Below are 23787 nucleotides of genomic sequence, written 5' to 3'. Positions count from 1 at the left end.
CCGGCCGCTTCAATCGTCGGTGGCGCCGCGCCTGGCCTCGTAGCGGGCGACCCACCACGTGGCGGCGGCCACCATCAGGGCCAGAGCATACCAAGTGAGCGCGTAGACGAGGTGATTATTTGGGAAAGAAATCACGGTCAGGCCGCCGACCGCCGTTTCCGGGGCGTCCTTCGGGTCCTGGCCCTTGCCGGCGTCGACGAAGAACGGCGCGACCTGCGCGGGATCGAGGCCGCGCGCGGCGGCGATGGCGCCGACTTCGCGCGCATACCAGCGGTTGTTGACGGGGTCGTTGTCGCGCAGGAAACCGCTTTTCGGTTCGGCGATGCGCAGCAGGCCGGTGACCGCGACCGGCGTGCCAGCGGCGGCCGCGCACGGGTCGCCAGCGGCCTTGTTGGGCGGGTACTGCTGCGCGATATTGCCGCTCGACGGAATGAAACCGCGGTTGATGAGAACGATGTGGCCCTCTTCCGTGCATAACGGCGTGAGCAGCCAGAAACCGGCGCCGAGCTCGGACAGCGCTTGCACCGGTGTGGTCAATTCGTAGAGATAGCGGCCCGACAGGCGTATGCGCCGGTATTCATCGGACTCGCGTGAGACTTGCGGCCATTGCGACGCCAGGGGCGGCGCAACGGGGTCCGCATGAACGCGTGCGTCGACGCGTTCGATCAGGTCCAGTTTCCATTGCAGGCGAAACACCTGCCAGGTCCCCAGGCCGGCAAACAGCACGAACAGCAGCAGGGCCGCCACCGCCAGGGCGCGCCGCGCGAAGGCGGAGCGCTGAGGATGCGCCGGCGCCGCCGGCTGTTCGTGCACTGCTGCCATTAGGTCATGTCGTGGGTGCTGTTCGGACCCATGCCAGGCATCATATTCGAATTCATATGATGCATGACCCAGATCGAACCGGCCAGCACGATGACCAGGATGACGATGGTCAGGATGGCGGCCATCATGTTCCAGCCGCCTTCCGACTTCGAGTTGAGGTGCAGGAAGTACATCATCTGCACGATCAGCTGCACGCCGGCGAAGGCCAGGATGACCCACTTGGTGGTCTCTGGCGCCAGCACGTTGCCCATCACAAGCCAGAACGGAATGATCGTCAGGATCGCCGACAGGGCGAAGCCGATCATGTAGTCCTTGGCGCTGTAGTGCGTCACGTAGACGTCGTGGCCATGATGGCCGTGGTCGTGGTGGTCGCTCATGGCAGGACTCCCATCAGGTAGACAAAGGTGAAGACGAAGATCCAGATCAGGTCCAGGAAGTGCCAGAACAGCGACAGGCACGACAGGCGACGGAAGTTCTCCGGGGTCAGGCCGTGTTTGCCCAACTGGAAGAACAGGGTCACCAGCCAGATGAAGCCGAAGGTCACGTGCAGGCCGTGGGTGCCGACCAGCGCGAAGAACGCGGTCAGGAAGCCCGAACGCTGCGGACCGGCGCCCATGTGGATCAGGTGCTGGAACTCATAGATTTCCACGCACAGGAAGGCCAGGCCCAGGATGCCGGTCACGACCAGCCACATGCGGGTCTTGGCCAGGTTCTTCGCTTGCGCGGCGATCATGGCGAAGCCGAAGGTCAGCGACGACACCAGCAGGAACGCGGTGTTCAGCGCGATCAGCGGCAGCTCGAACAGCTCGGCGCCGGTCGGACCGCCGGCGTACGAGCGGCCTTGCACCGCGTAGGTCGCGAACAGGGACGCGAAGATGAGGCAGTCGCTCATCAGGTAGAGCCAGAAGCCCAGCAGCGTGCCCTGCTCCGGGTGGTGGTCGCGGACGAAGTAACGTCCGCTCACGTCGTCGGCGACGCTGCCGCCGGTTACAGTTGCTTTAAGTTCAGACATGGCTTTCCAGCATACGGGTGCGCTCTGCTTCAGTACGGGCCACTTCTTCGGCCGGAATGTAGTAGTCGCGCTTGTAGTTGAAGGTATGGATGATGATCGCGGCCATCATGACGACGAAGGAAGCCACGGTCAGCGCCCACATGTGCCAGATGATGCCGAAGCCGACCACGCACGAGATCGCGGAGATCACGAAACCGGCGCCGGTGTTCTTCGGCATGTGGATCGCCACGAAGTCCTTCAGAGGACGACGATAGCCGTTCTTCTTCATGTCGGCGAAGGTGTCGTTGTCATGCACCACCGGGGTGAACGCGAAGTTGTAGTCCGGCGGGGGCGACGAGGTCGACCATTCCAGCGTACGGCCTTCCCACGGATCACCGGTGAAGTCACGCAGGCGAGCGGTGTTGCGGTCACGGAAGCTGACATAGACCTGCATCAGCAGCGCGGCGATACCACCAGCGATCATCAGGGTGCCCACGAACGAGATCTGGAACAGCCACTGCACCGAAGGATCGTCGAAATGGCTGACGCGACGGGTGTAGCCCATGAAGCCCAGGATGTACGGCGGGGTGAACGCGACCCAGAAGCCGATCGACCACAGCCAGAACGAGACCAGGCCCCAGAAACGGTCCAGCTTGTAGCCGAAGGCTTTCGGGAACCAGTAGTTGATACCGGCGAAGATACCGAACACGACACCGCCGATGATGACGTTGTGGAAGTGCGCGATCAGGAACAGCGAGTTGTGCAGCACGAAGTCGGCCGCCGGGATGGCCAGCATGACGCCGGTCATACCGCCGATCACGAAGGTCAGCATGAACGACACGGTCCACATCATCGGCAGTTCGAAGCGGATACGGCCGCGGTACATGGTGAACAGCCAGTTGAAGATCTTGGCGCCGGTCGGGATCGAGATGATCATCGTCGTGATGCCGAAGAACGCGTTGACGCTGGCGCCCGAACCCATGGTGAAGAAGTGGTGCAGCCACACCAGGTACGACAGGACCATGATGACGCAGGTCGCGTACACCATCGAGGTGTAGCCGAACAGGCGCTTGCCGCAGAAGGTCGAGACGACTTCGGAGAAGATACCGAAGGCCGGCAGGATCAGGATGTAGACTTCCGGGTGGCCCCAGATCCAGATCAGGTTGACGTACATCATCGGGTTGCCGCCACGGTCGCTCGTGAAGAACGCGGTGTCGAGCAGGCGGTCCATGCCCAGCATGGCCAGCACGGCGGTCAGGATCGGGAAGGTGACCACGATCAGGATGTTGGTGCACAGCGAGGTCCAGGTGAAGACAGGCATCTTCATCAGGTCCATGCCCGGCGCGCGCATCTTGATGATGGTGACGATCAGGTTGACGCCCGACAGGGTCGTGCCGACACCCGCGATCTGCAGCGCCCAGATGTAGTAGTCGACGCCGACACCCGGACTTGCCAGGATGCCCGACAGCGGCGGATACGCCAGCCAGCCGGTGCGTGCGAACTCACCCACGAACAGCGATGCCATGATCAGCACGGCGCCCATGGTGGTCATCCAGAACGAGAAGTTGTTCAGGAACGGGAAGGCCACGTCGCGCGCGCCGATCTGCAGCGGCACCACGTAGTTCATCAGGCCCGTCACGAACGGCATCGCCACGAAGAAGATCATGATCACGCCGTGGGCGGTGAAGATCTGGTCGTAGTGGTGCGGCGGCAGGAAGCCGGCGTTGTCGCCGAAGGCGATCGCCTGCTGGGCGCGCATCATCAGGGCGTCGGCGAAGCCGCGCAGCAGCATGATCAGGCCCAGGATCATGTACATGATCCCGATTTTCTTGTGGTCGATACTGGTGATCCAGTCCTTCCACAGGGTGCCCCACAGGCGGAAGTACGACAGGATGGCCACGAGGGCCAGGCCGCCGACGATCACGCCTGCGAAGGTAGCGATCAGAATCGGCTCATGGAGCGGGATCGCGTCCCAGCCCAGCCGACCGAAGATGAACTTCGTCAAGTCGAATGATTCTTGCATGATTACTTCATCAAGGTATTAATAGGAGCGACGCACATTTCCAGCGCTTCCGCCAACTGCGACTTGCCACCCTGCGATTGCTGGCGGATCGCGGCAGCCATCTGGTTGCGCTTCTCGTCTTCGTGCATCTGCTGGTTCATGCACATGCTGCCTTCCGCCACGCAGCGGTTGACGACACGGTTGAACAGCGCCGGCTCGACCTGGCCATAGTGGCGCACAGGCTCCTTGGCGGTCGGCTTTTCCAGCACCAGGTAGTCGGCGCGATCGAGGACGGCCGGATTGGCCTTCATTTCCTGCACCCAGGTGTTGAACTCTTCGTTGGTGACGCCTTTATAGGCGAACTTCATGTGCGAGAAACCGTCGCCGCTGAAGTTGGCCGACAGGCCGCGGTAGTCACCGGTCTTGTTCAGGACCGCGTTCAGTTCCGTCTCCATGCCCGGCATCGCATAGATCATGCCGGCCAGGGTCGGGATATAGAAGGTGTTCATCACGGTCGAGGCGGTGATCTTGAAGCGCACCGGGGTGTCGATCGGGGTCACCAGCTGGTTGACCGAGGCGATGCCCTGCTCCGGATAGATGAACAGCCATTTCCAGTCCAGCGCCACGACCTGCACTTCGAGCGGCTTGGTCGATGCCGGGATCGGACGGTGTTCGTCCAGGCGTTCGAGCGGACGGTAAGGATCGAGCTTGTGGGTGCTGACCCAGGTGATCAGGCCAAGGACGATGATGATCAGGAGCGGAGCGCCCCAGATGATGAGCTCGAGCTTGGTCGAGTGGTCCCAATCGGGTTCGTACTTCGCGTTGGCGTTCTTGCGATAGCGCCAGGCGAACAGGACAGTCAGGATCATCACAGGGACGATGATCAACAACATCAGCACAACCGATATGGTGATCAGATCGGCCTGCTGCTTCGCAATATCGCCGGTGGGATTCATGACGACCGTGTTGCAGCCGGCCAGCGCTGCAAGCGGAAGTAATGGGAGTCCGCGGCGGACAATTTTAGGAATCATGCTAGGTATCTAACGTTACATGGAAGGAGAACATGCTACTGTAATGCCAACGGTCGCCGAAGAACATTGGACACATTGTCCCACCTTTGCCGAAATGTAATTTCAACAACAGTGGCGACCGTCGACTTCTCTGGAGAACACAATATGCAAAGCACGACGACGTACGGCGGCGCAGGGGCCGCTCCAATCACACACCCGCACAGCGGGGCTCGCAACATCAATGCCCGGGATGCCCACGTCAGTCCCGGCGACATCGCCGTCGGCGTGGTCATCGGCCGTGCGGCGGAATACTTCGAGTTCTTCACGTACGCAATCGCGTCGGCGCTCGTCTTCCCTGCCATTTTCTTCCCATGGGCCGACCGGCTCGACGCCACGCTGTATTCCTTCGCCATCTTCGCCCTCGCCTTCATCGCACGCCCGATCGGCACGGTCGTGTTCATGGCGATCCAGAAGCGCTGGAGCCGCGACATGAAACTCGGCATCTCGCTGCTCATGATGGGTACCAGCACCGTCGTCATCGCCATGCTCCCGAGCTATAGTGAAATCGGCGCCACCGCGATCATCCTGCTGGCGGGCCTGCGTATCGCCCAGGGTTTCGCCCAGGGCGGTTCGTGGGATGGGCTGCCGTCGCTGCTGGCGCTTAGCGCACCCGAGAACAAGCGCGGATGGTACGCGATGCTCGGACAATTGAGCGCACCGCTTGGCTTCGTGATCGCGGCCGGCATCTTCGCCTTCCTGATCACCTATACGGCCGAAGAAGACTTCCTGACCTGGGGCTGGCGCTTCCCGTTCTTCGTGGCCTTCGCCATCAACGTGGTCGGCACCTTCGCCCGCCTGCGCCTGGCCAGCACGCCCGAGTACTCGCGCCTGCTCGACTCGCACCACCTCGATCCGGCCCCGGTCGGCGAACTGGTGAGCAAGCAAGGCAGCAATATCGCCATCGGCGCCATGGCTGCCCTGGCCAGCTACGCCCTGTTCCACCTGGTGACCGTGTTCCCGCTGTCGTGGATCCAGCTCTACGATACCCGTCCGATGGACGAGTTCCTGCACATCCAGATGTGGGGCGCCGGCCTCGCTGCGGTCGCCATGCTGATCTCGGGCATCGTCGCCGACAAGCTCGGTCGCCGCACCACCCTCGGCACCGCGGCGGCGCTGATCGCCCTGTATTCGGCCTCGATCCCGTTCCTGATCAATAGCGGCACCGGCGGCCAGAACGCCTTCATCCTGATCGGCTTCACCCTGCTGGGCTTCTCCTACGGCCAGGCGGCGGGCGCGACCACCTCGAACTTCCAGAAGGGTTTCCGCTACACCGGCGCGGCCCTGACGTCCGACCTGGCATGGCTGGTCGGCGCGGCCTTCGCACCGCTGGTCGCCCTCGGCCTGTCGGCCCACTTCGGCCTGGGCTACGTCAGCCTGTACCTGCTGTCGGGCGCGGTCGTCTCGCTGGCGGCGCTGAGCCTGAACCGCAAGCTGGAGATTCGCGACTGATGCCTGTCGCTTGACGTGATATGACGGCGGCCCTGCGGGGCCGTCGTTTTTTTATGGGGGGCGCATCGCGGGGCGACTCAGTCGCGCGCCGTACGCCATTCCTGGGGATTGGCCGGCTGCTCGTGTTCATGGCCGCAATTCGTGATCCGCTGCTTGCCGTGTTTTTCGATCATGTCGATGCTGGTGGCCGGCGAGCGCTCCGTGATGCAATAGATGCCGAGCGGCGTCAGGACGCGAAAACGGCGCGCCCCATCGCCGCCATCGTTGACCAGTTCGACGATCTTGGGCGCCTCGTACCACTTGTTCGGCGCCAGCGAGGCCGCTTCCCTGAACTTGTTCGCCATCCGGATCTGCGGGCTGTCCGGCGGCGCGACGATGGTCGGCTTGCTGTCCTTGCGCACGGCGCGGTCCATGGCGCCGGCGTCGCGCATGGCTTGCTCGATCATCTGGCGCGCAGTGCCGGCAGCCGGCTCTGTAGTCGGCGCCGGCGCAGCCACGGCCTCGGCCGGAACGGGGGCCGCAATCGCTTCTCGTGCCGGCGCAGGCGGCGCGGAAGATGCCATGGGTCGTGGCGCGGCATGCGCGCGCGGCCGGTCAGGGATGATTTCGGCCACCACCGCCTCCGGCAGGCGCGGCGCCACCCGTACCCACTGGACGAACTCCGGCTCGCCCTGCACGGGCAGCCGCATCTTGCGCGCCTGCTGCCAGCCGGCCACCAGCGCCGCATGGAGCAACAGCGTGAGGGCAAGACCCTCCAGGCGGCTGTTCGCATCGTGGCGCGGTGGTCGGGCTCGGGGCATATGGCCCGAGTATAGCCGGCGCCGGACCGTGCATTACTCACGCATTGTTGCGCCTGACCTCTTCGGTGTAGATGCCTGGAACGCGCGACAGCCCGGCCTTCACCGCCTGGGTGAGTTCGTCGATCATGACTTCGTCGGCGCCCTCCTCCAGCGCCGCGTAGCCGCGCTCCACCACGGTGGCCGGGGCCAGCTTGGGCAATGCAATGTCGCGCGTCAGGTCGGTGTCGATGAAGCCCACGTGCAGGGCCAGCACCTGCGTGCCCTGCCCGCGCAACTCGTTGCGCAGCGCATTGGTCAGCCCCCAGGCCGCCGACTTCGAAACCCCGTAGGCCGCCAGCATCGGCGAACTGATCCAGCTCGCCACCGACAGCACGTTCAGGAGGGCGCCCCCGCCATTGCGGCCCAGCACGGGCGCGAAAGCCCGGCTCATGCCCAGGATGCCAAAGACATTCGTCTCCAGCATCGCCCGCAGCGCGTCCTCGACGCCATCGGCCAGCACCTGCTGGAAATGGGCGATGCCGGCGTTGTTGATGACCAGGCCGACGTCGCCCAGCTCGCGCGCCGCCGCCGCCACGCTACCTGGATCGGTGACGTCGAGCCGGGCCGGGGTCACGCCGGCCAGGGTGACACTGGCGGGATCGCGCGCCCCCGCATAGACCTTCCTGGCGCCGCGCGCCAGCGCCTGGCGCGCGAATTCGAGGCCCAGGCCACGGTTGGCGCCGGTGACGAGGACGGTGGCATTGTCGAGTTGCATGGCTATCCCTTTCTGGTTGGTCGCGCCATCGAATATGACGATCATCATATTCTAGTCCAGAAAAATGGGCTGCGTACTGACAGGGCTGGATTTGGCGACGCTAGCGCCGGTACTGGGCCAGCAAGGCTTGTCGACTGGCCGCCAGCATCGCACCGCCCTGCGGGTCGGGGCCGAAGGTGCGCGCGATCTGCAGGGCGCCGACCATCGCGCCGGCCAACGCCAGGGCCTGGCCAGCGGCGTCGGTGCGCCCTTCTTCTTCCAGCGCCGCCTGGACCTGCCGCACCAGCCGCTCGATGCGGCTGCGCGCGACCTCGCGCAGCGGCGCTTCCTGGCGCGCCATTTCCGAGCCGAGCGCGCCGACCACGCAGCCCAGGCCCGACTCACGGGCAGCCAGGTGTTCTTCGGACAGGTAGGCCGTGACCAGCGCGGCCAGCGGGCTGGCGCCGTCCGCGCGCAAGGCAGCTGTGCGGCGATCGAGATTGTCCGTGGACGCCGCATCGGCATGCTCGAGCGCCTCGACCAGCAGCGCCTCGCGCGAGTCGAAGTGGGCATAAAAGCCGCCGTGGGTCAGGCCGGCGCCCTTCATGACCTCGGCCACGCCGACGCCCGCGAAACCGTTGCGCCGCAGCGCGCGCGCCGCGACCTCGAGGATGCGCTGATGGGTTTGTTCCCGTTTGGATGGGATGGTCATGCCGTGCTTGCAGGGATGGGATGATCTTTATCCTACGACCATCCCACTACAGCGGTCAACGGTCGCCGGATCTCACGACAGCGCCGTGTCGAGCACCGTCATCAGGATGAAGCCGAAGATCAGCGCAATGCTGGCCTGGGTGCCGTTGCCCGACTGGCGCGATTCGGGGATCACGTCGTTGACGATCACCAGCAGCATGGCGCCGGCGGCGGCGGCCAGCGCATACGGCAGCAGGCCGGCCGAGATGCCGATCAGGGCCACGCCGAAGACTGCGGCGATCGGCTCGACCAGGCCCGAGGCCACGCCCATGGCGACCGCGGTCAGGCGGCTGTAGCCGACGGCGTGTAGCGCGAGCGCCACCACCAGGCCTTCGGGCACGTCCTGGATCGACACGCCGGTGGCCAGCGAGGTGGCTTTCTCGACGTCGATGCCGGCGAAGGCCACGCCGATCGCCAGGCCTTCGGGCAGGTTGTGCAGGGCCACGGCCCACACGAACAGCCAGGCGCGCCGCAGCGACACCTTGTCTGGCTCGTTGGACAGGATGCCCTCGGTGCGCACCGCGCGCCCGAGCAGCAGGATGGCGCCGGCGCCGAACATGATGCCGGCGCCGACCATGAGGCTCGATTCCCAGTTACCGGCGCCGGCCGTCTTGGCGGCGCTCAGGGCGGGGATCACGAGGGAAAACGCGGTGGCGCCGAGCATGACGCCGGCGCCGAAGCCGAGGAAGCAATCGTAGGTGCGCTTGGTGAAATTCTGTGCGAACAGGACCGGCAGGGTGCCCAGCGCGGTCGCCGCCGCCGCCGTGCTGCCGCCCGCCAGCGCCGCCAGCATCTTGGGATTGGCATTCATGATCTGCTCGATCATGCTGCCGAGCAGGACGAGGAAGCCGATGGCGCAGATGCCGAAACCGATGGCGCGGCGTGGGGTCAGCCAGCGCGGAAGGCCACGAGGGTGGTTGCTCTTGTCGGTTTGGATATCCACGCATATTCCTGTCAAAGACCGCGCCAGGCCGCCCCGCTCCCCGCGTGGGCGGCCGCCGGCGCGGCCGTACTACGAGGCGGGTATTACTTCAGCGGCTTGCCGCTGCCCATCGGGTTGCCGACACCGGTATCGTCGAGCGGACCGCCCTTGGAACCGACATTGGCGTCGCCCATGGCATTACCGCCCGATCCACCCATCGTACCACCAGTTGCCGATTGCATCATGCCCAATTCGGAGCCGGTACGCGGCGTGGCCGAGGGGTCGGACATGGTGCGCATCGCCATCTGCTTGAGCACGTCGATGTCGCCGGTCGGCAGGGCCACTTCGGCCTCGCCCGAGCCGCCGTCGACGGCCATCTGCTTCTCGCGGTCGCTGATGAAGTCCCAGTCGGCGCCCTGGTTCCAGGCGCCGCGCACCTCGCCCGGGCCCTGCGACATATTGTAGTAAACGCTGGCGAACGCCGGCACCACAGGCATTTTGCCCGGTGGGAAGTTCGGCTCCATCGCGTACAGCGCCTTCTCGAACGACTTCATGTGCGCCACTTCGCGCGTCATCAGGAAGCCCAGCGCTTCTTTCACGCCCGGGTCGTCGGTCAGCGCGATCAGGCGCTCATAGACGATCTTGGCGCGCGCCTCGGCGGCGATGTTCGAGCGCAGGTCGGCGGTCGGCTCGGTGATCGAGTCGATGTAGGCGGCGGTCCATGGCACGCCGGCCGAGTTGGTCAGCGGAGCGCCGGCGCCATACAGCACCTGCGTGATGTGGCTGTCGTTGCCCGGGCCGGTAATGGCGCGGTACATTTCGGCCTCGGTGTCGATGGCTTCGGCCAGGCGGCCCTTGGCGCCCTTGTTCAGCATGGCGACGATGTGGCCGATCACCTCCAGGTGGCTCAGCTCCTCGGTCGCGATGTCGAACAGCATGTCCTTGCGGCCTGGATCGTCTTCGGCGACAGCCTGGGTAAAGTAGCGCATGGCCGCGGCCAGCTCGCCCTGCGGTCCGCCGAACTGCTCGAGCATGAGGTTCGCCAGGGCCGGGTTCGGCTCGCTGACACGGACTGTATATTGCAAGCGCTTGTTGTGTGCAAACATGACAGGTATCTCCGATTGAAGTGGAAGGTTCGTATCAACCTCGGCAGCCACGCGACCTGCGTGCACTGCCAATGGATAGGCTACCGCCGGGATCGGTAGCGCAATGACCCCATGTTCTCAGGTCGACAGTGGATTGACCGTCAGGAGCACTCCCGTGTCCTTGTAGGACAAATGTGACAATCTGTTATTCCAAATAAACAATCTCCCAATCAAGTCCATCTGCCGTCTCATGCGTGCGCCCGGGTGGGCCGGTCACTGACACGCCTCCGGCACGCGCTCCTACAGTCATCGGTGGCGGGGCCGGTCTACCATATTGTTCAAACAATCACGAACGGGGGTATTACCATGAATCTCAAGCAACTGAGCCCAAGCATTACGGACATGATCCGCTTCGACCACTCGCACGTGATGGTCACCTTCCACCAGTACTCGAAGGACAAGAGCCCGACCGTCAAGAAAGCGCTGGCCGACACCATCTGCGACGGCCTGGAAATCCACGCCACGCTCGAGGAAGAGATCTTCTATCCGGTGATGCGCCGGCGCGACGGCAGCGAGCCCTTCATCCACGAGGCCGAGCCCGAGCACGACGAAATGCGCCGCCTGATCGCCGAGCTGCGCGCCACCTCGGGCTCCGATCCGCGCCACGACGACCTGGTGATGGAATTGATGCGCGACGTGATGCACCACGTGGCGGAGGAAGAAACCAAGCTGCTGCCGGACGCCGAGGCGATCCTGGGCAAGCAGCGCCTGGCCGAGATGGGCGCCGAGATGACGCGCCGCCGCATGCAGCTGGTAGGACCGAAGGCCGGCAAGCTGGCCAAGGAACACCTCGTCGGCTTCTCGGGCAGCACCGCGGCGATGGTGGTCGGCGTGGCCGGCGCCCTGCTGGCGGCGTTCGCGCTCAAGCCGAAGAAGAATACCTGGAAGACGCAGCCGGCGAATACCTGATCGGCTGTTGCGCTGACTGATAACGCCGCCGCTCGCAAGACCGGCGGCGTGTTTACATTCAGATCTGATCCGGGAAGAACACCGGCATCGGGTCGAGCGTCGACTTGACCCCGAGATGGGCGCCCTGCTCCCTGAGCCAAAGGTCGGCGGTCTCGACGCCCCGGTCGTGCAGCATTTGAAGGAAGGGCATCTCGGCATTCATCTTGGCCGAGATGCCGTGATCCTGCAGGTATTCGTTGCCGCTGATGAGGTGCAGGTGTTTGCTGTTGGGCGCCGCGCCGGCCCCGCGGACCTCGTCGGGCAAGCCGTTCAGGTAGCGCAGCGCGCTGACCTCGCGCACGAAGCTGATGTTGAACGCGATCTCGTTCGAGCGGTTGGCGATGTCGGCGATATTGGTCGGCATGTCGCTGCGCGCGATCGGATTGTTCTGGATGATGATCAGGTCGCTGGCGGTCGAGTGCCGCATCAGCGGGTCCAGCGGCGGATTGGCGACGTAACTGCCGTCCCAGTACATCTCGCCTTCCACCTCGACCGCCGCGAACACGGTCGGCAGGCAGGCCGAGGCCACCAGGCGCTGCACGTCCATTTCCTGACGCCGGAACAGCTTGCCGGTGCCGGTGCGCACATTGGTGGCGGCGATGAACAGCTGCAGTTCTTCGCAGTCGCGCACCCGGTCGAAGTCGATCATGCTGGCGAGGAAGTTGCGCAGAGGATTGAGTGTGAGCGGACCTTCACGCACCGGCCCCATCAGCGCCCCCATCATCTCCAGCAGGTGGTAGGCCGGCGAGAATTCCATCGTAAACGTGGGCGCCATGCGGTCGAGCGGGGTGCGTTGCAGCGGACTCAGGACCGCCGCGCTGCCGAGGGTGCGCCAGAACCGGTCGAGGGCGCGACGCGCGCCCTCGCGGCCGCCACCGCGCGCGTAGCCGTCGGCCAGCACCACCGCGTTGATGGCGCCGGCGCTCGATCCGCTCAGGGCGTCGATGACCAGGTCGTCCTCTTGCAGCAGCCGGTCGAGCACACCCCAACCAAAGGCGCCGTAGGTGCCCCCGCCCTGGATGGCGAGGCTGATCGTCTTGTAAGTCGTCAAGATCTGCTCCATCGTGATTGATGGAGCGAGCTTAACGCGACGCCCGATGTTGCGGCGCAGCGTAGCCTCAGGACATCCAGGCCATCACGAGCGGCACCAGCCACGGGGCCAGCAGCGCGGTCAGCGCGCCGTTCAGGCCCATCGCCAGGCCGGCGAAGGCGCCCATCTCCGGGCTGACCTGGAAGGCGCGCGCCGTGCCGATGCCGTGCGAGGCCAGGCCCAGCGCGAAGCCGCAGGCGGCGTCCGAGCGCACGCCCAGCAGCATGAAGACGTAGCGCCCGAACACCGCGCCGAAGATGCCGGTCGCGATCACCAGCGCGGCCGTCAGCGCCGGGATGCCGCCCAGGCGCTCGGACACCGCCATCGCGATCGGCGAGGTGGCCGATTTCGGTCCCAGCGTATATGCCAGCTCCGGCGTCGCGCCCAGCAGCAGCGCCACCACCACGGCCGACACGATGGCCGTCACGCTGCCGGCCAGCAGCGCGGCGCCCAGCGGCAAGGCGGCGCGGCGCAGGCGCGGCAGCTGGCGCACCAGCGGCACCGCCAGCGCCACGGTGGCCGGGCCGAGTAAAAAGTGGACGAACTGGGCGCCGGCAAAATAGCGCTCGTAGGACATCCCGGTGAGCCACAGCAGCGCCACGATCAGGGCGACCGCGATCGCCACCGGATTGGCCAGCGGCGAGGCCTTGCACAAGGCGAAGATGCGCTGCGCCGCCAGGTAGGCGCACAGGGTCATGGTCAGGCCCAGGAGCGGCGAGGCGGAAAGATAGACCCAGAAATGGCTGAACTCGGCGAAATCAGGCATCGCCATCCCTGGTTGGATTGTCCATCCCGCGCAGGATCAGGCCGGTCACGGCCAGGGCCAGCACGGTGCTGACCACGAGCGAGGCCAGGATCGCGATCCAGTGGCCGCTGCCGCTGCTGGCGGCGACCAGGATGCCGACGCCGGCCGGCACGAACAGCAGCGACAGGTGCGACAGCAGCGTGTTGGCGGCCCCCTCGACCAGCGCCTGCAACTTCGGCATGACCAGCAACGCCGCCATCAACAGCAGCATGCCGGCGACCGGCCCCGGCAAGGGAAGATGGAAGACGAATACGATGCCTTCGCCCAGGCACTGGAACAACAACAGGACCGCGAACGCAGCCAGCATACCTCTACTCCTGACGCAGGACGGCGGCCGCGTAGCGCACCCGGCCGCCGAAAAGTGTACAGGATAGCAAATCCCGCGGCCGTGCGTGCGTACGCCGGCCGCGCAAAGCGTCAGGCTTCGGCCGTCGCCTGCGCCCCGGCGATCGCGCCGCGCTTGACCTGGTCGCGCTCGATCGACTCGAACAAGGCCTTGAAGTTGCCTTCGCCGAAGCCGTCGTCGCCCTTGCGCTGGATGAACTCGAAGAACACCGGCCCCAGTTGCGGCACGCCGAAGATCTGCACCAGCAGGCGCGCATGGCCGTCCTTCACGGCGCCGTCCAGCAGCAGGCCGCGCACCTTCAGCGCCTCGGCATCCTGGCCATGGCCCGGAATGCGTTCGTCGAGCATCTCGTAATAGGTGTCCGGCGGCGGCGCCATCAAGGGCACCCCGGCCGCGCGCAGCTTGTCGACGGTGGCGATCAGGTCGTCGGTCAGCAGCGCGATGTGCTGGATGCCCTCGCCGTTGAACTGCATCAGGAATTCCTCGATCTGGCCGCCGCCGGCCTTGCCTTCTTCGTTCAGCGGAATGCGGATCTTGCCGTCCGGCGCCGTCATCGCCTTCGAGGTCAGGCCGGTATATTCGCCCTTGATGTCGAAGTAGCGGATCTCGCGGAAGTTGAACAGCTTCTCGTAGAATCCGGCCCAGTAGCTCATGCGGCCGCGGTAGACGTTGTGGGTCAGGTGGTCGATGATGGCCAGGCCATGGCCTTCCGGGTTGCGGTCGACGCCGTCGATGAACTCGAAGTCGATGTCATAGATCGACTTGCCCTCGTCGAAGCGGTCGATCAGGTACAGCGGCGCGCCGCCGATGCCCTTGATGGCCGGCAGGCGCAGTTCCATGGGGCCGGTCGGGATCTCGACCGCCTGGGCGCCCAGTTCCAGGGCGCGCGCATAAGCCTTGTGGGCGTCCCTGACGCGGAAGGCCATGCCGCAGGCCGACGGGCCGTGCTCGGCCGCGAAATACGCGGCATAGCTCTTCGGCTCGTTGTTGACGATGAAGTTGATGCCGCCCTGGCGGAACAAGGCCACGTCCTTGGAGCGGTGGGTTGCCACCCTGGTGAAGCCCAGCGCCTCGAACACCGGCTCCAGCACGCCCGGCGTGGGCGATGCGAACTCCACGAACTCGAAGCCCATCAGGCCCATCGGATTGTCGAACAGGTCTGCCATTGTCTCTTCCTTTAGTTAAGCATTGTTATTGACTCACGTTTCCGCGAACACGTCGGCCAGGAGTCCGCGCAACCACTGGTTGCCCGGATCCTGGTTGAAGCGGCGGTGCCAGAAAATATTCGTCTGCAGCGGCGGCAGGTCGAGCGGCGGCGTCGCCCAGTCGAGCCCGAACGGCGCGGCCGCGCGCTCGGCCAGTTTTTGCGGCACCGTCACGACCAGGTCGCCCGTGCTCACGATATACGGCACCGCGGTGAAATGCGGCACCCGGAATTTCGTTGTCTGTCCGACCCCGGCCCTGGCCAGCGCCGCGTTCACCCGGTCGTAGGGACTGTCGGCCGCGTCCACCAGCAGATGCTCGGCTTGCGCGAAGCGCTCGAGGGTCAGTTCGCCCCGCGCCAGCGGGTGCCCCTTGCGGAACATGGCCACGAACGGCTGGCGGAACAGATGGCGCTGGTACAGCGCCTCGGACACGTCCTCGAACGGCCCGACCGCCAGGTCGACCCGCCCGCCTTCCATTTCTTCCTTGAGCGACAGCGTCCCCACCCGCACCGAGCTGATCTCGACGTGGGGCGCCAGCTGGCGGCAGCGCTCGATCAGCGTCGGCATGAAATACACTTCGCCGACGTCGGTCATGGCCAGCATGAAGCGGCGGTTGCTGGTGCCCGGCTCGAAGCGGCTGCGCTGGTTCAGGGCCAGCGCTACCTGCGCCATCGCCGCCCCGATCGGCTCGGCCATCTGGCTGGCCAGGGGCGTGGGCTGCATGCCGCTCGCGGTGCGCACGAACAGCTCGTCGCCGAAGCTGCGCCGCAGCCGCGCCAGCGCATTGCTCACGGCCGACTGCGACAGCCCCAGCCGCCGGGCGGCCGACGAGATCTGGCGCTCCCTGTATACCTCCTGGAACACCGAGAGCAGGTTCAGGTCTATATCGTGTGCTTCGATCATGGATTTCCCGGGCTGCCGGCCGGACCGGCGTGACACGCATTGTCCACATCCCGGTACTCGCCCGACAGTAATATTGATGATATAAATAGTCTACATTTATCTATTCATCTCGTAAAACATGGCGGATTATTCTAGAGTGGCGCCATCGAAGATGCTATCCACCGTCCAGGAGACCCCATGAGCCACGAGCCCGGCCATTCGTCAGCCTATATGAGCGGTTTCGGCAACGAGTTCGCCACCGAAGCCCTGCCCGGCGCCCTGCCCCGGCACCGCAATTCACCGCAGCGCGTGGCCTATGGCCTGTACGCCGAGCAGCTGTCCGGCACCGCCTTCACCGCCCCGCGCAGCCATAACCGGCGCTCGTGGCTGTACCGCATCCGTCCGGCGGCGGTGCACGGCAGCTTCGCGCCGCTGGACGCCCCGCGCCTGGTGGGCCGTTTCGATACGCCGGTGCCGCCGAACCAGCTGCGCTGGAGCCCTTTGCCGATGCCTCATGCTCCGACCGATTTCATCGACGGCTGGGTGACCATGGCCGGCAACGGCTCGCCCGAGTCGATGAGCGGCTGCGCCATCCATCTGTACGCGGCCAATCGCGGCATGGATGGCCGCTATTTCTATAACGCGGACGGGGAATTGTTGCTCGTACCACAATCTGGCCGGCTGTCGATCGCGACCGAGCTGGGCCTGCTGGAGGTGGAGCCGCAGGAAATCGCCGTGATCCCGCGCGGCGTGCGCTTCCAGGTATTGCTCCCCGACGGCGCGGCGCGCGGCTATATCTGCGAAAACTTCGGCGCCCTCCTGCGTTTGCCCGACCTCGGCCCGCTCGGTTCCAACGGCCTGGCCAACCCGCGCGACTTCCTGGCGCCGACCGCGCGCTACGAAGACCTGGAAGGCGACTTCGAACTGGTGAGCAAGTTTGGAGGCCGCTTGTGGCGCGCCCCGATCGGCCACTCGCCGCTGGACGTCGTGGCCTGGCACGGCAACTACACGCCTTATAAATACGACCTGCGCCACTTCAATACGATCGGCTCGATCAGCTACGACCACCCCGATCCGTCGATCTTCCTGGTGCTGCAGTCGCCGTCGGACACGCCGGGCGTGGACACGATCGACTTCGTGATCTTCCCGCCGCGCTGGCTGGCGGCCGAGGACACCTTCCGCCCGCCCTGGTTCCACCGCAACGTGGCCAGCGAATTCATGGGCCTGATCCACGGCGCCTACGACGCCAAGGCCGAGGGCTTCGTGCCGGGCGGCGCCAGCATCCATAACTGCATGAGCGGGCATGGCCCGGACGCCGCCACCTTCGACAAGGCCAGCAACCTGGATACCAGCCGTCCGCACAAGGTGGGCGACACCATGGCCTTCATGTTCGAGACCCGCGCCGCCCTGGCGCCGACGGCGCAGGCGCTGGCCTCGCCCCAGCTGCAGGGCGATTACCAGCAGTGCTGGGCCGGCATCCGCAAGCACTTCCGTCTCGAGCCTTGAGGCGCCGGCGCACGCAGCGGTGTTCCCGGATTTTGTCATTTATGCCATGATTCGCGGGCAGGCCATGGTGGCCTGCCCGGCCACGGCCCGGCACGACCGGTCATGGGGCAAGAGCCCAGCATGTCAGACATATTGATCATCCTCGTTCTCATCCTGCTGAACGGGGTGTTCGCGATGAGCGAACTCGCGCTCGTCTCCGCCAAGCGCATGCGCCTGGAACGGCGCGCCGAAGAAGGCAGCCGCGGCGCCCGCACCGCGATCGCGCTGGCCGACAATCCCAGCCATTTCCTGTCCACCGTCCAGGTGGGCATCACCCTGATCGGCATCTTCACCGGCGCCTTCGGCGAAGCCTCGCTGGTGTCGCGCCTGACGCCGCAGATCGAGACCATCGGCTTCCTGGCGCCCTACGCCTACGAGATCGCGCTGTTCGTGGTGGTGCTGGCGATCACCTTCGTCTCCATCGTCCTGGGCGAGCTGGTCCCCAAGCGCATCGCGATGCGCCATCCGGAGACGATGGCGACCCTGATCGCCCCGCCGCTCAACATGCTGTCGGTGATCATGTCGCCGTTCGTCAAGGTGCTGTCGCTGACCACCGAGGCGATCGTGCGCCTGTTCGGCATCCACGACGCCAAGGAAGAAGCGCCGACCGAGGAAGACATCACGGGCATGTTCAAGGAAGGCACCGACGCCGGCCTGTTCGAAAAGACCGAGTACGACATCGTCTCGCGCGCGCTGCGCCTGGACGATCGCCACCTGAAGGCGCTCATGACGCCGCGGGTCGACCTCGTCATGATCGACCTCGATGCCCAGCGGCGCGACATCCTGGAGCTGATCAGCTGCCACACCTACAGCCGCTTCCCCGTGTACCGCGGCGACCGCGCCCAGATCCTGGGCTACGTGAAGGTGCGCGACCTGCTGGCGCAGTCGGTGCGCCATGGCTCGCTCGAGGCGGTGAACATCGAGGATGCGGTGTCCGATCTGCTGTTCGTGCCCGAGACCGTGAGCGCGATGGTGCTGCTCGAGCTGTTCAAGAAGAACCGCGCCGAACTGGCCCTGATCGTCGACGAGTACGGCGACATCCAGGGCATGGTCACCCTGTCCGACGTGATGAGCGCCCTGGTGGGCGACGTCACCGTGATCGGCGAAGAGAACGATCCCGACGCGGTGCAGCGCCAGGACGGCAGCTGGCTGCTCGACGGCGGCGTGGACCTCGACCGCTTCCGCGACCTGATGAACACCGACGTGCGCTTCCCGGACGAAGGCACCGGGGCGTACCACACGCTGGCCGGCTTCGTGCTGTACCAGTTCGGCTACATCCCCAAGACGTCCGAGTTCTTCGAATGGGACGGCTACCGGATCGAGGTGGTCGACATGGACGGCAACCGCATCGACCGCATCCTGGTGGCGCAGCTGCCCGCGCCGGAACCGGTCGCCGAAGAGACCTGATCAGTCGCTCGCACGCCGCGCCCGGCATCCACGTATACTCTCATGCTTTGAACCGCACAAGGATCGGCATGGACGTCGTCAGGCTCGGCCCCCTCATCATTCCCCTGTCGGCGGCGCTGGTCGTGCTGGCCCTGCTGGCGGCGACCACCACGGCTGACTGGTTGCGCCGCCGGCGCGGCCATGACGCCGGCACGGTGCTGTGGCGGATGATCGTGGCGGGCTTCGTCGCCGCGCGCGCCGTGTTCGTCCTCAAGCACCACGACATCTACATCAAGGCGCCATGGAGCGCGCTGGACATCCGCGACGGCGGCTTCGAGCCGGTGGCCGGCCTGATCGTCGCCTGCGTGATCGGCGCCGAACTGACCCGGCGCCGCGCCGAATTGCGCCGTCCGCTGCTGGCCAGCGTGCTGGCCGGCGGCGCGGTCTGGATCGGCGGGCTGGTGGCGGCCCAGGCGCTGGCGCCGCCGCGTCCGCCGATGCCCGACCTGATGGTGCGCCGGCTCGACGGCAGCGAGGTGCCGCTGCGAAGCCTGGCGGGGCGCCCGCTGGTGGTCAACCTGTGGGCCACCTGGTGTCCACCGTGCCGGCGCGAGATGCCCGCCATGCAGGCGGCGCAGCAGGCCAACCCGGACATCGGCTTCGTGTTCGTCAACCAGGGCGAATCCAGCGTGGTGGTGCGGCGTTTCCTGGCCACCCAGCAGCTGCGCCTGCAGAACGTCGTGATCGATCCGGCCGGCCAGGTCGCGGCGCGCACCGGCGCCGCCGGCTATCCCACCACCCTGTTCTACGATGCCGACGGCAAGCTGCGCCTGCGTCACGTCGGCGAGCTGTCGGAGGCGACGCTGAAGGACAAGCTGGCCAGCCTGCGGCCCTGAAGCGCCTACCCGCCGCCGGCGACTTGTGGTACAACAGCGCGGCAACCGAGGAGCTATCCATGCAAGTCAATCCGATCCAGCTGTTCGACGCCGAATCGTCGACCTTCACCTATATTCTGGCCGCGCCGGGCAGCATTGATGCCGTCATCATCGACCCGGTCGACCGCCATTTCACACGCGACCTGGCGCATGTCGAGCGCCTCGGCCTGCGCCTGACCCACGTGCTGGAAACCCATGCCCATGCCGACCACGTGACCTCGGCCGGCCGCCTGCGCGCGCAGACGGGAGCCAAGGCTTGCGTGCCGAGCGGCTGCGACATCCCGCCGGCCGAAGTCCAGCTGCAAGATGGCGACCAGGTCCGCTTCGGCCTGCACGAGCACATCGCGGTGATCCATACGCCCGGCCACACGGCCGGCAGCATGTGCTATCTGTGGCGCGGCAATCTGTTCACCGGCGACACCCTGCTCATCGACGGCTGCGGCCGCACCGACTTCCAGAGCGGCAGTTCGGAGAGCCTGTACGACAGCGTCACGCGCAAGCTGTTCGCCCTGGACGACCACGTGCGGGTGTGGCCGGGCCACGACTACAAGGGCCAGTCGGTGTCGACCATCGGCTGGGAGCGGCGCCACAATGCGCGCCTGGCCAACCGCAGCCGCGACGACTTCATCGCGCTGATGGCCGCGCTCGACCTGCCGCGCCCGCGCATGATGGACGTCGCCGTGCCGGCAAACCGCAACCTCGGCCTGCCGCACAGCGTATGACGGATTAAACGCGACGGATCAGTAGCGCCAGGTGCGCTTGGGCGCCGGTGGACGCTTCATTACCTTCGTTTGAAACTGTTTCCAGATCAGCCCGGCCAGGGCCATCATGATCATCTTGCGCATGGTTTCTCCTCGTTGGTGATCGGCGACATGCCGTTGCCGCCAGCATAGCCCGAGCCCGCACTTCGCGGCGCAGGTTTGCCTGGCCCAAAGGATGCAGTAGAATCCCTGTCTTTCTGGCAAGACCACGAGACGGACCATGGCCGACGGGCACAACGAACTCAAGCGCGGGCTGAAGAACCGCCACATCCAGCTGATCGCCCTCGGCGGCGCCATCGGCACCGGCCTGTTCCTCGGCATCGCCTCCACCATCCAGATGGCCGGCCCCTCGGTGCTGCTGGGCTATGCGATCGCCGGCGCGGTCGCCTTCCTGATCATGCGCCAGCTCGGCGAAATGATCGTCGACGAGCCGGTGGCCGGTTCCTTCAGCCACTTCGCCGACAAGTATTGCGGGCGCTGGGCCGGCTTCGTCTCGGGCTGGAACTACTGGGTGATGTACATCCTCGTCAGCCTGGCCGAGCTGACCGCGCTCGGCATCTATATGCAGTACTGGTTCCCGGACCTGCCGACCTGGGTCTCGGCGCTCGGCTTCTTCGTGCTGGTCAACTGCATCAGCCTGCTCAACGTGAAGGCCTTCGGCGAAATGGAATTCTGGTTCGCCGTGATCAAGGTGGTCGCGGTGGTCGGCATGATCGTGTTCGGCATCTACCTGCTGGTGGGCGGCGGCGCCGGCCCCGAGGCCGGCGTGGCCAATCTGTGGCAGCACGGCGGCTTCTTCCCGCACGGCGTGGCCGGCCTCGCGATGGCGATGGCGGTGATCATGTTCTCCTTTGGCGGCCTGGAGCTGATCGGCATCACCGCCGCCGAAGCCGACGACCCGGCGCGCACGATCCCGCGCGCCACCAACAACGCGCTGTACCGGATCCTGATCTTCTACATCGGCGCGCTGGCCGTGCTCCTGATGCTGTACCCGTGGCAAAAGGTGGTCACCGGCGGCAGCCCCTTCGTCCTGATCTTCCAGGCGCTCGACAGCGGCTGGGTCGCCAACGTCCTCAACCTGGTCGTGCTGACCGCCGCGCTGTCGGTGTACAACGGCTGCGTGTACGCCAACAGCCGCATGCTGTTCGGCCTGGCCGAACAGGGCAACGCGCCGGCGTCGCTGAAGTACACCAACCGGCGCGGCGTGCCGCTGGTGGCGCTGGGCGTGTCGGCCGTGGCGACCGGCTCGGCGATCCTGATCAATTACTTCCTGCCGCGCGAGGCGCTGGGCATGGTGATGACGCTGGCCACGACCGCCCTGGTCCTCAACTGGGCCATGATCTCGTGGAGCCACCTGCGTTTTCGACGCAGCAAGGACCAGCTCGGCGCGACGACGAGCTTCCGCAGCCCCTGGTTCCCGCTGTCGAACTACGTCTGCCTGGGATTCGTCGCCCTCTTGCTGATCGTGATGCTGCTCACGCCCGGCCTGCGCATCTCGGTATTCCTGATTCCGGTATGGCTGGCGGTGCTCGGCGTGGGCTACTGGCTGCGCGAGCGGCGCAAGACCCGCTAGTTGTCCCAACCTGCCGCATTCTCTTCGAGAAGCGACTCCGGCGCACGACCGGAAGGCGGGTCGAGGATGAAGCGCGGCAGGGTCAGCGCGAGGCCCGTATGCGGCAGCGCGACGTCGCGGATACCGCCCGATTGCGAGCGCCTGGCGGCGCCGCCCGCGCCGACCAGGGTCGCGAAGCCGAAATCGTGCATCACGTTGGCGAACAGGATGGCGGACGAATACGTTCCAGGCCCGATACGCACATAGGTCTTGCCCGCGAAGCGCAGCGGATTATCCGGCTGCGGCTGGCGCCAGGTCGCGATCTCTCCCTGCATGGGCTTGGCCGGCGCGCCCGCCGGGGCACGCGCCAGGCCGCGGTAACTCGAGCCGGTCCGATAGGGTTGCGTGGCCAGATACGGCATCAAGCCGTCCAGCCACACCACGTCGTCTCCTCCACCGTTCTTGCTGACGTCGATCACCAGGCTGGTCACGCCCTCGGCGCGAATACGGGCGAACGCGTCGCGCGTAAACGCCAGGAATGACGCGGGATCGGCCAGGCCGAAGGTGTCGACCGTCAGCACCGCGCGGCCATCCCGGTCAATCGCGAGATCGAATGGTTGCCGTGCCTCCTGCTCCAGGACGCGCGGGAGCGTGCGTCGTGCGGACATCGTGACCGTGCGCCGCACGCCCTCCTCTTCCAGCACCAGTTCGTAGGCCTCGGGAGCGCCAAACCTCTTCCAGTAGTACAGCCACCAGCGCTGGCCCAGCAGGTTTGCCCGGAATCGCGGCGTATCGCCGTGCACCATGGGCGACAGGGTCGACACGAGTTCCCCTGCGGCCACGCCATTGACCGAGACCACCCGGGCCGGCGCTGCCGACAGATGGAGTGCGCCATCCGGATCGACGTTCACCTCGACCGGAAACAGGCCGCCGCCCTGCGCCAGCCACGCACGCGTTTCCTTGCGCCAGTCCGGATAGCCGATCAAGAAGTGACCGTCGGCCAGCAGCGCATTGACCGAGGCCAGGCGCCGCCAGGCCTCGTCGCGCGTGAGGGTGGATGGCGCCTCGTGCGCGATCGGTCGAGCGCGCGGTGCACGGCCGGCGGGTCGGTCGAGAAGCCGGGATCCGGATGCATGCGCGCGATCATGGCGCGAACGAAGGCGATATCCTCGCGAAACTGCGCCGCGCTGATGGGTTGCGGCGCACCATCCGCCGCAGCCGCCGGCCCGCAGGCAAGGAAGAAGGTCGCCAGTAGCGGGCTAAATCGGGAAATCGTGGACAGCAGTCGTGGATGCATGCGTGCTTTCAATGGTCCTGTCGGTCAGCTCATCGCGAATGCACGATGCTAGCGCCGCCCCTTCTGCACGGCATGCGGTTTGCGACGAAATGCACGATGGTGCGACGAATGCGGCCAAACGCCGCCCGGGCACCCATATGCTTGCGTCCGTTTAGCCAAGCCCAACGACCTGCCCGCTCAATGCTCTATTGTCATCCGTGCACCCGCGCGCTGTGCGGCGCACCCATGCCGCATGAACCGCCGCAGTCGCGCCAATCCAGGCAACGCCACCCGCAATGGCAAGCAATGGCGGCTTTCTATGGTGCACAGCAATATGAAAATAGTTTCGCGCAGTTGACGTAAACGTCAAGT

At 65.8% G+C, this 23787-nt stretch carries 23 protein-coding genes; 7 read left to right on the top strand and 16 right to left on the bottom strand.

Annotation, left to right across the window (positions count from 1 at the left end; translation table 11 throughout):
- Positions 1 to 9: 9 nt before the first annotated feature.
- The 5 genes from ABIB42_RS06560 to cyoA are packed head-to-tail and all read right to left on the bottom strand — an operon-like array spanning position 10 to position 4846.
- Entirely contained in the window at positions 10 to 822 is an 813-nt protein-coding gene (locus tag ABIB42_RS06560; RefSeq protein ID WP_429248100.1) for an SURF1 family protein, read from the bottom strand.
- Positions 822 to 1199, bottom strand: a complete 378-nt coding sequence (cyoD, locus tag ABIB42_RS06555; protein WP_005670758.1) for a cytochrome o ubiquinol oxidase subunit IV — start codon at positions 1197 to 1199, stop codon at positions 822 to 824. The genes ABIB42_RS06560 and cyoD overlap by 1 nt, the downstream gene beginning before the upstream one ends.
- Positions 1196 to 1834: a cytochrome o ubiquinol oxidase subunit III gene (gene cyoC / locus ABIB42_RS06550; protein WP_005670756.1), complete on the bottom strand. Its 639-nt coding sequence runs from the start codon at positions 1832 to 1834 to the stop codon at positions 1196 to 1198. Before cyoC ends, cyoD begins: the two co-directional genes overlap by 4 nt.
- On the bottom strand, positions 1827 to 3836 hold the full coding sequence (gene cyoB / locus ABIB42_RS06545; protein WP_005670755.1) for a cytochrome o ubiquinol oxidase subunit I: 2010 nt from the start codon (positions 3834 to 3836) through the stop codon (positions 1827 to 1829). Before cyoB ends, cyoC begins: the two co-directional genes overlap by 8 nt.
- A gap of 2 nt (positions 3837 to 3838) precedes the next feature.
- Positions 3839 to 4846, bottom strand: coding sequence for a ubiquinol oxidase subunit II (gene cyoA, locus ABIB42_RS06540; RefSeq protein ID WP_005670754.1), 1008 nt, complete (start codon positions 4844 to 4846; stop codon positions 3839 to 3841).
- Between the two features lie 144 nt (positions 4847 to 4990).
- Here cyoA and ABIB42_RS06535 point away from each other — a divergent pair, with 144 nt between their 5' ends.
- Positions 4991 to 6334: an MFS transporter gene (locus ABIB42_RS06535; protein ID WP_005670752.1), complete on the top strand. Its 1344-nt coding sequence runs from the start codon at positions 4991 to 4993 to the stop codon at positions 6332 to 6334.
- Positions 6335 to 6411: 77 nt separating this feature from the next.
- Here the strand turns inward: ABIB42_RS06535 and ABIB42_RS06530 are convergent, their stop codons facing one another.
- The 5 genes from ABIB42_RS06530 to ABIB42_RS06510 form a co-directional block, all read right to left on the bottom strand.
- Positions 6412 to 7134 carry a hypothetical protein gene (locus ABIB42_RS06530; protein WP_313634396.1) on the bottom strand — a complete coding sequence of 241 codons (723 nt, stop codon included), beginning with the start codon at positions 7132 to 7134 and terminating at the stop codon, positions 6412 to 6414.
- Positions 7135 to 7171: 37 nt separating this feature from the next.
- Positions 7172 to 7888, bottom strand: a complete 717-nt coding sequence (locus ABIB42_RS06525; protein ID WP_313634400.1) for an SDR family oxidoreductase — start codon at positions 7886 to 7888, stop codon at positions 7172 to 7174.
- 100 nt (positions 7889 to 7988) lie between these two features.
- Complete coding sequence (locus ABIB42_RS06520) at positions 7989 to 8579, bottom strand: TetR/AcrR family transcriptional regulator (protein WP_005670746.1); 591 nt, start codon at positions 8577 to 8579, stop codon at positions 7989 to 7991.
- A 72-nt stretch (positions 8580 to 8651) separates the two neighbouring features.
- Positions 8652 to 9560, bottom strand: a complete 909-nt coding sequence (locus ABIB42_RS06515; RefSeq protein WP_071362729.1) for a ZIP family metal transporter — start codon at positions 9558 to 9560, stop codon at positions 8652 to 8654.
- A gap of 83 nt (positions 9561 to 9643) precedes the next feature.
- The gene (locus tag ABIB42_RS06510; RefSeq protein ID WP_005670742.1) at positions 9644 to 10645 is read right to left on the bottom strand and encodes a manganese catalase family protein; all 1002 of its coding nucleotides are present in this window, start codon (positions 10643 to 10645) and stop codon (positions 9644 to 9646) included.
- A gap of 345 nt (positions 10646 to 10990) precedes the next feature.
- On the opposite strand from ABIB42_RS06510, the gene ABIB42_RS06505 reads away from it, so the two are divergent.
- Positions 10991 to 11593: a hemerythrin domain-containing protein gene (locus tag ABIB42_RS06505; protein WP_005670741.1), complete on the top strand. Its 603-nt coding sequence runs from the start codon at positions 10991 to 10993 to the stop codon at positions 11591 to 11593.
- Between the two features lie 58 nt (positions 11594 to 11651).
- Here ABIB42_RS06505 and ABIB42_RS06500 read toward each other — a convergent pair whose 3' ends face one another.
- The 5 genes from ABIB42_RS06500 to ABIB42_RS06480 all read right to left on the bottom strand — a co-directional run bounded on the left by ABIB42_RS06500 (position 11652) and on the right by ABIB42_RS06480 (position 15981).
- Positions 11652 to 12683: a patatin-like phospholipase family protein gene (locus tag ABIB42_RS06500; RefSeq protein WP_429248099.1), complete on the bottom strand. Its 1032-nt coding sequence runs from the start codon at positions 12681 to 12683 to the stop codon at positions 11652 to 11654.
- A 67-nt stretch (positions 12684 to 12750) separates the two neighbouring features.
- Complete coding sequence (locus tag ABIB42_RS06495) at positions 12751 to 13488, bottom strand: LrgB family protein (RefSeq protein ID WP_005670736.1); 738 nt, start codon at positions 13486 to 13488, stop codon at positions 12751 to 12753.
- On the bottom strand, positions 13481 to 13834 hold the full coding sequence (locus ABIB42_RS06490) for a CidA/LrgA family protein (RefSeq protein ID WP_005670734.1): 354 nt from the start codon (positions 13832 to 13834) through the stop codon (positions 13481 to 13483). The genes ABIB42_RS06495 and ABIB42_RS06490 overlap by 8 nt, the downstream gene beginning before the upstream one ends.
- Before the next feature lie 110 nt (positions 13835 to 13944).
- The gene (gene hppD, locus ABIB42_RS06485) at positions 13945 to 15039 is read right to left on the bottom strand and encodes a 4-hydroxyphenylpyruvate dioxygenase (RefSeq protein WP_429248098.1); all 1095 of its coding nucleotides are present in this window, start codon (positions 15037 to 15039) and stop codon (positions 13945 to 13947) included.
- A 33-nt stretch (positions 15040 to 15072) separates the two neighbouring features.
- Positions 15073 to 15981 (bottom strand): LysR family transcriptional regulator, encoded by a 909-nt coding sequence (locus tag ABIB42_RS06480; RefSeq protein WP_005670729.1) that lies wholly within the window; start codon positions 15979 to 15981, stop codon positions 15073 to 15075.
- Positions 15982 to 16158: 177 nt separating this feature from the next.
- On the opposite strand from ABIB42_RS06480, the gene hmgA reads away from it, so the two are divergent.
- The 5 genes from hmgA to ABIB42_RS06455 all read left to right on the top strand — a co-directional run bounded on the left by hmgA (position 16159) and on the right by ABIB42_RS06455 (position 22160).
- Positions 16159 to 17466: a homogentisate 1,2-dioxygenase gene (gene hmgA / locus ABIB42_RS06475; protein WP_429248097.1), complete on the top strand. Its 1308-nt coding sequence runs from the start codon at positions 16159 to 16161 to the stop codon at positions 17464 to 17466.
- Between the two features lie 120 nt (positions 17467 to 17586).
- A complete protein-coding gene (locus ABIB42_RS06470; RefSeq protein ID WP_429248096.1) occupies positions 17587 to 18912 on the top strand; it encodes a hemolysin family protein in 1326 nt (441 codons plus the stop codon).
- A gap of 68 nt (positions 18913 to 18980) precedes the next feature.
- The gene (locus ABIB42_RS06465) at positions 18981 to 19787 is read left to right on the top strand and encodes a prolipoprotein diacylglyceryl transferase family protein (RefSeq protein WP_429248095.1); all 807 of its coding nucleotides are present in this window, start codon (positions 18981 to 18983) and stop codon (positions 19785 to 19787) included.
- Positions 19788 to 19846: 59 nt separating this feature from the next.
- Positions 19847 to 20548: an MBL fold metallo-hydrolase gene (locus ABIB42_RS06460; protein ID WP_005670722.1), complete on the top strand. Its 702-nt coding sequence runs from the start codon at positions 19847 to 19849 to the stop codon at positions 20546 to 20548.
- A gap of 259 nt (positions 20549 to 20807) precedes the next feature.
- On the top strand, positions 20808 to 22160 hold the full coding sequence (locus tag ABIB42_RS06455) for an amino acid permease (protein WP_429248094.1): 1353 nt from the start codon (positions 20808 to 20810) through the stop codon (positions 22158 to 22160).
- On the opposite strand, the gene ABIB42_RS06450 is transcribed toward ABIB42_RS06455, so the two are convergent.
- Positions 22157 to 23125 (bottom strand): S41 family peptidase, encoded by a 969-nt coding sequence (locus ABIB42_RS06450; protein ID WP_429248093.1) that lies wholly within the window; start codon positions 23123 to 23125, stop codon positions 22157 to 22159. The two genes, ABIB42_RS06455 and ABIB42_RS06450, sit on opposite strands and share 4 nt — an antisense overlap.
- Positions 23126 to 23787 lie beyond the last annotated feature (662 nt).

The organism is Massilia sp. UYP32 (genome assembly GCF_050434365.1).
Lineage (GTDB): Bacteria > Pseudomonadota > Gammaproteobacteria > Burkholderiales > Burkholderiaceae_D > Telluria > Telluria timonae.
The sequence above is the reverse complement of the archived record's forward strand: the minus strand, read 5'-3'. Positions and strand labels throughout refer to the sequence as shown.

Excerpts from the sequence above, each read along its gene's own strand:
- ABIB42_RS06560 (WP_429248100.1), bottom strand. The coding sequence starts at position 822 with ATGGCAGCAGTGCACGAACAGCCGGCGGCGCCGGCGCATCCTCAGCGC.
- cyoD (WP_005670758.1), bottom strand. The coding sequence starts at position 1,199 with ATGAGCGACCACCACGACCACGGCCATCATGGCCACGACGTCTACGTG.
- cyoC (WP_005670756.1), bottom strand. The coding sequence starts at position 1,834 with ATGTCTGAACTTAAAGCAACTGTAACCGGCGGCAGCGTCGCCGACGAC.
- cyoB (WP_005670755.1), bottom strand. The coding sequence starts at position 3,836 with ATGCAAGAATCATTCGACTTGACGAAGTTCATCTTCGGTCGGCTGGGC.
- cyoA (WP_005670754.1), bottom strand. The coding sequence starts at position 4,846 with ATGATTCCTAAAATTGTCCGCCGCGGACTCCCATTACTTCCGCTTGCA.
- ABIB42_RS06535 (WP_005670752.1), top strand. The coding sequence starts at position 4,991 with ATGCAAAGCACGACGACGTACGGCGGCGCAGGGGCCGCTCCAATCACA.
- ABIB42_RS06530 (WP_313634396.1), bottom strand. The coding sequence starts at position 7,134 with ATGCCCCGAGCCCGACCACCGCGCCACGATGCGAACAGCCGCCTGGAG.
- ABIB42_RS06525 (WP_313634400.1), bottom strand. The coding sequence starts at position 7,888 with ATGCAACTCGACAATGCCACCGTCCTCGTCACCGGCGCCAACCGTGGC.
- ABIB42_RS06520 (WP_005670746.1), bottom strand. The coding sequence starts at position 8,579 with ATGACCATCCCATCCAAACGGGAACAAACCCATCAGCGCATCCTCGAG.
- ABIB42_RS06510 (WP_005670742.1), bottom strand. The coding sequence starts at position 10,645 with ATGTTTGCACACAACAAGCGCTTGCAATATACAGTCCGTGTCAGCGAG.
- ABIB42_RS06505 (WP_005670741.1), top strand. The coding sequence starts at position 10,991 with ATGAATCTCAAGCAACTGAGCCCAAGCATTACGGACATGATCCGCTTC.
- ABIB42_RS06495 (WP_005670736.1), bottom strand. The coding sequence starts at position 13,488 with ATGCCTGATTTCGCCGAGTTCAGCCATTTCTGGGTCTATCTTTCCGCC.
- ABIB42_RS06490 (WP_005670734.1), bottom strand. The coding sequence starts at position 13,834 with ATGCTGGCTGCGTTCGCGGTCCTGTTGTTGTTCCAGTGCCTGGGCGAA.
- hppD (WP_429248098.1), bottom strand. The coding sequence starts at position 15,039 with ATGGCAGACCTGTTCGACAATCCGATGGGCCTGATGGGCTTCGAGTTC.
- ABIB42_RS06480 (WP_005670729.1), bottom strand. The coding sequence starts at position 15,981 with ATGATCGAAGCACACGATATAGACCTGAACCTGCTCTCGGTGTTCCAG.
- hmgA (WP_429248097.1), top strand. The coding sequence starts at position 16,159 with ATGAGCCACGAGCCCGGCCATTCGTCAGCCTATATGAGCGGTTTCGGC.
- ABIB42_RS06470 (WP_429248096.1), top strand. The coding sequence starts at position 17,587 with ATGTCAGACATATTGATCATCCTCGTTCTCATCCTGCTGAACGGGGTG.
- ABIB42_RS06465 (WP_429248095.1), top strand. The coding sequence starts at position 18,981 with ATGGACGTCGTCAGGCTCGGCCCCCTCATCATTCCCCTGTCGGCGGCG.
- ABIB42_RS06460 (WP_005670722.1), top strand. The coding sequence starts at position 19,847 with ATGCAAGTCAATCCGATCCAGCTGTTCGACGCCGAATCGTCGACCTTC.
- ABIB42_RS06455 (WP_429248094.1), top strand. The coding sequence starts at position 20,808 with ATGGCCGACGGGCACAACGAACTCAAGCGCGGGCTGAAGAACCGCCAC.